At 47.3% G+C, this 7508-nt stretch carries 8 protein-coding genes and 2 pseudogenes; 5 read left to right on the plus strand and 5 right to left on the minus strand.

Features of this window, described 5'->3' with window-relative positions; translation table 11 throughout:
- Positions 1-124: 124 nt before the first annotated feature.
- Positions 125-220 carry a stress response membrane protein YncL gene (yncL, locus tag EA14781_RS23950; RefSeq protein ID WP_071586021.1) on the minus strand — a complete coding sequence of 32 codons (96 nt, stop codon included), beginning with the start codon at positions 218-220 and terminating at the stop codon, positions 125-127.
- A 192-nt stretch (positions 221-412) separates the two neighbouring features.
- On the opposite strand from yncL, the gene EA14781_RS20995 reads away from it, so the two are divergent.
- On the plus strand, positions 413-586 hold the full coding sequence (locus tag EA14781_RS20995; protein WP_032278646.1) for a GhoT/OrtT family toxin: 174 nt from the start codon (positions 413-415) through the stop codon (positions 584-586).
- An 85-nt stretch (positions 587-671) separates the two neighbouring features.
- Positions 672-905 carry a DUF2526 family protein YdcY gene (ydcY, locus tag EA14781_RS21000; RefSeq protein WP_000018715.1) on the plus strand — a complete coding sequence of 78 codons (234 nt, stop codon included), beginning with the start codon at positions 672-674 and terminating at the stop codon, positions 903-905.
- Here ydcY and EA14781_RS21005 read toward each other — a convergent pair whose 3' ends face one another.
- Complete coding sequence (locus EA14781_RS21005) at positions 906-1355, minus strand: DMT family transporter (RefSeq protein WP_001016708.1); 450 nt, start codon at positions 1353-1355, stop codon at positions 906-908. It lies immediately after the preceding gene.
- Positions 1352-1870, minus strand: coding sequence for a GNAT family N-acetyltransferase (locus EA14781_RS21010; protein ID WP_000027568.1), 519 nt, complete (start codon positions 1868-1870; stop codon positions 1352-1354). The genes EA14781_RS21005 and EA14781_RS21010 overlap by 4 nt, the downstream gene beginning before the upstream one ends.
- Positions 1871-2054: 184 nt before the next feature.
- Here EA14781_RS21010 and curA point away from each other — a divergent pair, with 184 nt between their 5' ends.
- Positions 2055-3092, plus strand: a complete 1038-nt coding sequence (gene curA / locus EA14781_RS21015; protein ID WP_000531441.1) for an NADPH-dependent curcumin/dihydrocurcumin reductase — start codon at positions 2055-2057, stop codon at positions 3090-3092.
- Positions 3093-3130: 38 nt separating this feature from the next.
- Here curA and EA14781_RS21020 read toward each other — a convergent pair.
- Positions 3131-3598 (minus strand): annotated as a pseudogene (locus tag EA14781_RS21020) (TonB-dependent receptor domain-containing protein); the annotation flags it as partial.
- A gap of 394 nt (positions 3599-3992) precedes the next feature.
- On the opposite strand from EA14781_RS21020, the gene yncE reads away from it, so the two are divergent.
- Complete coding sequence (gene yncE / locus EA14781_RS21025) at positions 3993-5054, plus strand: 7-bladed beta-propeller protein YncE (protein ID WP_000550699.1); 1062 nt, start codon at positions 3993-3995, stop codon at positions 5052-5054.
- 123 nt (positions 5055-5177) lie between these two features.
- Here yncE and ansP read toward each other — a convergent pair whose 3' ends face one another.
- A complete protein-coding gene (gene ansP, locus EA14781_RS21030) occupies positions 5178-6671 on the minus strand; it encodes an L-asparagine permease (RefSeq protein ID WP_000033772.1) in 1494 nt (497 codons plus the stop codon).
- A gap of 229 nt (positions 6672-6900) precedes the next feature.
- On the opposite strand from ansP, the pseudogene EA14781_RS25890 reads away from it, so the two are divergent.
- Positions 6901-6996 (plus strand): annotated as a pseudogene (locus EA14781_RS25890) (glutathione S-transferase); the annotation flags it as partial.
- Positions 6997-7508 lie beyond the last annotated feature (512 nt).

Raw genomic sequence — 7508 nt, forward strand, 5'->3', positions numbered from 1 at the left:
CCAATAAGAGGGAGGCGAGAGTCTCCCTCTATTTTTGTAAATCAGAAAAGAGGGAGATAACTTAATCCACAGTCAGGGAGTGGGTATCTCTCTGACTGTGGATGCTGCATGCAAAATCAACAGTTCAAATAAACCAACCAAATCTCATAGAGATAAGAGTAAACAAACCAACAGCAGCAAAGACATTTATCAGTATTACTGTTTTACTGGAAACGTTCATTTTTGCCACCTTTTATCATAGCCCCTATGGGTATAGTACGGGTTAAGTAAATTCGCAATAATACTCATTCTGAAGACAGGAAGGGCAAGTCATTGTTTGCTGCTTTTTCCTCAAACGGGTAAAAAATTTGATACACATCAAAAAATGACGCATATTCGTGCGCATTTTATTTATCTGGCTGGACGTTTGTACATGTCTCTCTTTCAATACATACTTATTTTTTATGCTGTTATGGCAGTTATCGCATTTATTATTACCTGGTTTCTTTCTTACGATAAAAAGAGCATTCGCTTTCTGAGCGCTTTCCTTGTGGGGGTGACATGGCCAATAAGCTTCCCGGTGGCGCTGCTATTTTCTCTGTTTTAATTCTTACTCGTTAGCTTGACGGCACTGCGCAGACTTATATCATTTGGGTGAGTCGATATTTTTCACAAGTGGCTAAGGAGAAAGTATGTCGCATCTGGAAGAGGTCATCGCGCGCGTGGATGCCGCGATTGATGAGAGCGTCATTGCCCATATGAACGAACTATTAATCGCCCTGAGCGATGACGCGGAATTAAGTCGGGAAGATCGCTATACCCAGCAACAGCGTCTGCGTACTGCAATTGCTCATCACGGACGCAAACATAAAGAAGATATGGAAGCGCGCCACGAACAGTTAACAAAAGGTGGCACGATCCTTTGATTAAAATGAGCGTCTGGCAACCAGCCAGGCGCCAATAACGAGCAGAATCGCTCCGCAAATCGGGCCAGCCAACGCGCGCAGAGATACGTCATGACTGCGGAAAATATCCAATACCAAACCACCAATTAATTGGCTGGCAACCAGTACGGCAATGGTGGTTGCCGCGCCAACGTTTTGATATCCACTGATACTGGCAAAGACAAAAAATGATCCCAGTAAACCGGGGATCAGCGTCCACCAACGCACGCTGGAGACCAGTTCGCCAAACCCCGCCATCCCTTGTTTAAACCACAAAATAGACACGAATAGCACGATCCCTACCAGTGAATTCAGCAACATCGCGATGAGGATCGTGGAGGTGGTTTGGGTGATGCGTACCATCAGCGTATTTTGCACTACCAGACCAATCCCGGCGGCGATCAGAAAAGCAAGGGTGAGCGAGTGGTTCATCTGAGCGCGTCCGGTTCGCTGCGATCGTCGAGTTGTAATTGCATAAAGGTGAGGTCCAGCCAGCGTCCAAATTTAGTGCCCACTTGCGGCATTTGTGCCGTAGTCACAAACCCCAGAGACTGATGCAGATGCAGCGAGGCCTGATTTTGCGATTCAATCCCGGCGACCATCACGTGTTTGCCACAGCCTCGTGCTTCATCAATTAAGCGGCTTAACAATTTGCGCCCAAGACCTTTACCTTGATGATCGGGATGAACGTATACCGAATGTTCCACGGTATGGCGAAAACCGTCAAAACTGCGCCAGTCGCCAAATGAGGCATACCCCGTGATGACGCCATCCTCTTCGCTCACCAGCACCGGATAACCCGATAAAGTCCGTGCTTCAAACCAGGCAATACGGTTGTCTGCATCCACGGTTTGATCGTTCCAGATAGCCGCCGTATACAACACAGCATGGTTATAAATTTCCGCAATCGCAGCACAATCGGCTTTGCGGGCAAAACGGATGGACATGTCTGGCCTCAATTAAACGACGAATAATGATGATGCTATGAATACTATCGAAAATGACCCGAAGCAACGGATTCCTTGATGAAATTATTGCGTGTCGTAGCAGCGGTGTGATGGCTGCAAATAAAACCAATCCCGTGAGCCTGCTACTATTGAGAGATTCATGCTAAAAGCACAGGAGAGCATTATGGGACAACAAAAGCAGCGTAATCGCCGTTGGGTTCTGGCTTCGCGACCACATGGCGCGCCGGTTCTGGATAATTTTCGTCTGGAGGAAGACGAGGTCGCCACACCCGGTGAGGGACAGGTGTTATTACGCACAATCTATCTGTCGCTGGACCCATATATGCGCGGGCGCATGAGCGATGAACCGTCTTATTCACCGCCTGTTGAAATTGGCAGTGTGATGGTGGGTGGTACGGTAAGTCGAGTGGTGGAATCGAATCATCCTGATTATCAGCCCGGTGACTGGGTTCTTAGTTACAACGGCTGGCAGGATTACGCGATTTCCAGTGGCGATGAGTTGGTCAAACTGGGCGATCATCCGCAAAATCCATCGTGGTCGCTGGGAATTCTGGGGATGCCCGGGTTTACTGCTTATATGGGGCTGCTGGATATCGGACAGCCAAAAGAGGGCGAAACACTGGTGGTTGCCGCGGCGACCGGACCCGTTGGCGCAACGGTAGGGCAAATTGGCAAACTAAAAGGCTGCCGGATCGTGGGGGTTGCTGGCGGAGCAGAAAAATGCCGCCATGCAACCGAGGTGTTGGGTTTTGATGTTTGCCTTGATCACCACGCAGATGATTTTGCCGAACAGTTAGCGAAAGCCTGTCCGAAAGGCATTGATATTTATTATGAGAATGTTGGTGGTAATGTGTTTGATGCGGTGCTGCCGCTCCTCAATACCTCTGCGCGGATCCCGGTATGCGGGTTAGTCAGCGGCTATAACGCCACGGAACTGCCTTCCGGGCCGGATCGTTTACCATTGTTAATGGCGACGGTGTTGAAAAAACGAATTCGTTTGCAAGGCTTTATTATCAGCCAGGACTACGGCCACCGGATCCATGAATTTCAACGGGAGATGGGACAATGGGTAAAAGAGGGAAAAATTCACTATCGCGAGCACATGACCGATGGTTTAGAGAATGCCCCGCAGACCTTTATCGGCCTGTTAGAAGGTAAAAACTTCGGCAAAGTCGTTATCCGCGTGGCGGAGGATGATTAATAAAATGGGTGGCGACATTATGCCGCCACAAATTAATTTTATTCAAAATGCCAGGCGAGATTCATGTCGATACCATAATTTCGCCCCGGCGCAGGTTCGTAATAACGCCCATTTGATTCATTGACAATAACGGAACCGATATATTCTTTATCAAACAAATTATCGACACGGTTAAATACATCAACAGTCATATTTTGGTAATTAAACTTGTACCCGGTAAACAGACCGACGCGTGTATAAGAGGGCACTTTTGCCGTATTTTCATCATCCGCCATGATATCGCCCATATAACGTACTTCTGTACCTGTATATCCGCCTTCTTCCGGTACATAACCTAAAGACGCAAAGCTCATATTGCGAGAGATACCGGGCATCCGATTACCGTTACAAACATTGCTACGATACGTTGCGTCAAGCCACGTCCACGACGCTTTCATACGAAAATTTTCGGCGAAACGTTGATCCCATGCCCGTTCAGTCCCCTGACGACGCACCTCTTCACCATTAACCACACTCACTGCTACCGATGTGTCCAGTTCCGAAACTACCTGCGGCGCGGTACTGACAATCATCATTTGTTCATCAGTACGGCGGCAAAAGCGGAAGCGGAAAGGGCAATCAGTACAGGTAAAACAGTTTCCCGGACGGAAAAAATCTTCATGAAAAAAGCCAGGTTAAGAATAGAAAGACGCCGTTATGGCAATTTTTTGTAAAACAAAAGAAAACAAAATGGCGCAAAATGTTAATTTATTGTGGTGATTGTAGCCGTAACAGCAAGAAAAGCTCCACATTTGAAAAAATAATGATTACCATTCCCATTTACAATAAGGGCGTAACTATGATTATGCTCAACGAAGCATTGTGAAGCTGCTAAATATCAGTTCATCAAAGGGAGTCGTCATGCATTTACGTCATTTGTTTTCATCGCGCCTGCGTGGTTCGTTACTGTTAAGTTCATTGCTTGTTGCTTCTTCATTTAGCGCGCAGGCAGCAGAAGAAATGCTGCGTAAAGCGGTAGGTAAAGGCGCCTACGAAATGGCTTATAGCCAACAGGAAAATGCGCTGTGGCTCGCCACTTCGCAAAGCCGCAAACTGGATAAAGGCGGAGTGGTTTATCGTCTCGATCCGGTTACTCTGGAAGTTACTCAGGCGATTCATAACGATCTCAAACCATTTGGCGCCACTATCAACAACGCTACCCAGACTTTATGGTTTGGTAATACGGTAAACGGCGCGGTCACGGCGATTGATGCCAAAACGGGCGAAGTGAAAGGGCGTCTGGTGCTCGATGAGCGTAAGCGTACCGAAGAGGTGCGTCCGTTACAGCCGCGTGAACTGGTAGCCGACGATGCCACGAATACCATTTACATCAGCGGTATTGGTAAGGAGAGCGTGATTTGGGTGGTTGATGGTGAGAATATCAAACTGAAAACCGCCATCCAGAACACCGGTAAAATGAGCACTGGTCTGGCGCTGGATAGTAAAGGCAAACGTCTGTATACCACCAATGCCGACGGTGAGTTGATTACTATCGACACCGCCGACAACAAAATTCTGAGCCGTAAAAAGCTGCTGGATGATGGCAAAGAGCACTTCTTTATCAACATCAGTCTCGATACTGCCAACCAGCGTGCGTTTATCACCGACTCTAAAGCAGCAGAAGTGTTAGTCGTCGATATCCGTAATGGTAATATTCTGGCGAAGATAGCGGCACCGGAATCTCTGGCAGTGCTGTTTAACCCTGTGCGTGATGAAGCTTATGTCACTCATCGTCAGGCAGGTAAAGTCAGTGTGATTGACGCGAAAACTTACAAAGTGGTGAAAACGTTTGATACACCGACTCATCCGAACAGCCTGGCGCTATCTGCCGATGGTAAAACGCTATATGTCAGTGTGAAGCAAAAATCGACTAAGCAGCAGGAAGCGACTCAGCCGGATGATGTGATTCGTATTGCGCTGTAACAGATATGGCGGAGTTTGTCTTTTGTAGGCCAGATAAGGCGCTCGCGACGCATCCGGCACAAACAACGACCACTTCGTCAGCAATCTGAAATTGCCCGGCACGCAGCCGGGCAATTTACGCAATTAATTTGCTGTTTCTGGCTTAAACACGATTTCCTGTTTTTTTTCTTCGGCTACGGGGGCTGTGCTGTGAATTTCGGCAACGCGTTTGCGCACGCCAAACCAACCTACAACCAGCAGAATACCGATAATCGGCAACGCAGCGATGGTATAAGTTCCGTTCGGATAATCAAACGCCATCAATACCAGTACACTTAGCAAGAACAACAAGGTCAGCCAGGAAGTGAAGGGGGCGCCCGGGAGTTTAAAACTGACATCCGCTGCTTTGCCTTCTTTAATCGCTTTACGCAGACGCATCTGGCAAACGATGATAAACGCCCATGAAGCGATGATTCCCAGTGACGCGAAGTTCAACACAATCTCAAATACGCGCGACGGTACCAGATAGTTGAGGAATACGCCGACGACATAAACGACCAGCGTCGCCAGAATTCCGGCATACGGTACATGCTGGCGGCTCATTTTCGCCATAAAACCAGGTGCAGAACCGCCCATCGCCATTGAGCGCAAAATACGTCCGGTGCAGTACAGACCCGAGTTCAGGCTGGAGAGGGCCGCGGTCAGCACTACAATATTCATAATACTGCCAATGTACGGCACGCCCAGTTTAGAGAAGAAAGTCACAAATGGACTTTGCCCAGCCTGATACGCGCTCCATGGCAACAACATGACCAGCAGAACCACAGAACCGACATAAAAAAGGCCAATGCGCCAAATCACGCTGTTTATCGCTTTTGGCACCATGGTCTGCGGATCTTTACATTCACCGGCGGCAGTTCCCACCATCTCAATCGATGCAAAAGCAAACACTACGCCCTGAATCAACACCAAAGCAGGCAGCAGACCGTGCGGGAAGAAACCACCATTATCGGTAATTAAGTGAAAGCCAGTTGCGTTGCCATCGAGCGGTTGACCGCTACCGAGAAACACTGTACCCACGACCAGGAAGGTTACAATGGCGAGCACTTTGATCAGCGCAAACCAGAATTCCATCTCCGCGAACCATTTCACGCCGATCATGTTCATGGTGCCCACGATAGTCAGCGCGCCGAGAGCAAACACCCATTGGGGCACACCGCCAAACGCCCCCCAGTAGTGCATATACAGCGCGACCGCGGTGATATCGACAATGCCCGTCATCGCCCAGTTGATAAAGTACATCCAGCCGGCAACGTAAGCCGCTTTTTCGCCTAAAAACTCACGGGCATAAGAGACAAAACTGCCGCTGGAAGGACGATGTAATACCAGCTCGCCCAATGCACGCAGAATAAAAAATGAAAACAGGCCGCAGATTAAATAGACCAGCGCCAGCGCCGGACCCGCCATTTGCAGTCGTGCGCCTGCGCCTAAAAACAAACCAGTGCCAATCGCGCCGCCAATGGCGATCATCTGCACCTGGCGATTGCCCATCGCTTTGTGATATCCCTCCTCGTGGGCATTAAGCCAGCGGCGTTTCGCGGCGTGTTGATCTGAAGAGTCGGTGTTGTGTTTACTCATTGCGCTCCCTGATTGTTTTAATGAAAGAAGTCTTATAAGCCGTCATGAACAATGTTTATTCATCCTGGCGATGACAAGATTCACCATTATTCTTTATGGGTATAACTGTCGGCGCTGCATCCTACCTGTTATCGATAAACGATGCAAAACATACCCTTGCAGGTTAAGTGGGAATTGAAGTGACTGGTGAAAAAATGACAAGTTATCGTCCGCGCTTACTCCATTAATCTTTAGTGATTATCCTGAGCGCCAGATACCTGGCATGCCTGTACTGTTAAAGAAGAATGTTATCGAATGGCGCAAATCGCTTTATATCTGGATGAGTGTTGGTGTTTTTCAATCATTGCTATTTTTTAAAATATAATTATTTTGCATGTTATTCCATGTATTTATTTGTGAAATAAATTTGATAAATTCTGAATTTATAATATCTATTACTCAATATTGAGGGCATGACGTTAAGATGGCTATGTGCAGATTAATTCATCAGGGTAGAGCGGTAGCGTCTTTAATGATTTAATAATTGATGTTGATTATGTTTTTTATTCGGTTATTCATGTTATTTATTAATTTGAGAGATATTTTGCCATCCAAAGCTACTGCTTGTGAAGAATGAACTGCACTGAGATCTGGATGTGATAATGAACGAAGATAATTACAAAATAAGAAGAGGAACTCAGCCAGATTATTTTTATGAACAAGATATGTTGCGATGAATATTTCAACAAATCATAAAATCTTCAAAGCAGAGTTAATACATGGGCTGCGAAATTAACCACAGGCAGAGACTCTCCCACGCCAGCCCTTGCGTGGGACGGGCTTTTGTAAGCTTGCCCT

Origin of the sequence: Escherichia albertii NBRC 107761 = DSM 17582, assembly GCF_000759775.1 — a bacterium.
Classification (GTDB): Bacteria; Pseudomonadota; Gammaproteobacteria; order Enterobacterales; family Enterobacteriaceae; genus Escherichia; species Escherichia albertii.